Source organism: Hymenobacter agri, assembly GCF_054778495.1.
The window spans coordinates 1-1225 of record NZ_BAAGZM010000915.1 but is presented as its reverse complement, the minus strand read 5'-3'; the positions used below and the strand labels follow the sequence as shown (position 1 = coordinate 1225).

The window sequence follows — 1225 nt, the reverse complement described above, 5'->3', positions numbered from 1 at the left end:
CGGCGGGCACGAACTACGCCAGCTTCACGGCGGCCGTGGCGGCCCTGACGGCGGGCGGCGTGAGCGGCCCGGTAACGTTCACGGTGAGCGGCGGCCCCTACACCGAGCAAATCAGCCTGGGACCCCTGACGGGTAGCAGCGCCACCAACCGGGTGACGTTCAACGGGGGCGGCAGCCTTATTCAGTTTGGGTCGAGCAACAACACGCAGCGCGCCGTTATTACGCTGAACGGCGCTGATTTCGTGACTATTAACAACCTGGTGGTAGATGCCACGGTGGGCGGCACCAGCACCGCCACCTACGGCTGGGGCATTCAGCTGCTGAACAATTCGGACAACAACGTCATCAGCAACTGCACCGTGACGGCGGCCCAAACCGGTCTTACCACCAATTTCGCGGGGATTGTTTCCAGTGCTTCGACGTCGTTGCCCACGGCCGTCGGTACCACGGCCAGCCAGAACCTGACGCTGCAGAACAACACCATCTTGGGCGGCTACTACGGCATTGCGGTGGTGGGCTCGGGCGTGAGCACGGCCCCCACGCCGGGCGTGCAAATCATCGGCAACACCGTGCGCGACTGCTACGATGCGGGCATCTACCTCGGCTACCTGGGCGGGGCACAGGTGACGGGCAACGACGTGTCGCGCCCGAACCGCACCGGCACGGGCTCGTTCTATGGCGTCAATCTGAACGTGGGCACTACGGGCACCACGGTGACCAAAAACCGAATTCACCAGGCGTTTCCGGCGGGTAGCACCACCACGTCAGGCGCATACGGAGTTTACTTATTTACCCTGGCGGCGGCTACGACGACCGCGCCGAATATCGTTGCCAACAACCTGATTTATGACATGAGCGGGTCGGTGGTGTACGGCATCTACAACGGGTCTTCCGATAACTGCAAGTACTACTACAACACCATCGACATCAACGACCAGGCCAATGCCAGCACGGGCGGTGGCTTCGGCTTCTACCAGACCACGGGCCTGAACGTGGAGTTTCGCAACAACATCGTGCGCCTGAGCCGCACCGGCACGGGCCTGAACTACGCCATTCTGCTCTCGTCGCTGGTGCCCAGCTTCGTGAGCAACAACAACGACCTGGTGGGCAGCGGCAGCACCTACCGCACGGGCTTCTTCCAGACCTCGGCCTACGCCACGCTGGCCGACTGGAGCACGGCCAACGGCGGCACCTTCGACCAGAACAGCGTGAGCGTCGACCCGCA

General features: G+C 63.0%; 1 protein-coding gene. It reads left to right on the top strand.

Features of this window, described 5'->3' with window-relative positions; all coding sequences use genetic code 11:
• Positions 1 to 1225, top strand: a 1225-nt coding sequence (locus tag ACYVDE_RS23335) for a right-handed parallel beta-helix repeat-containing protein (protein WP_460503921.1), incomplete at both ends; no start/stop codon positions are given.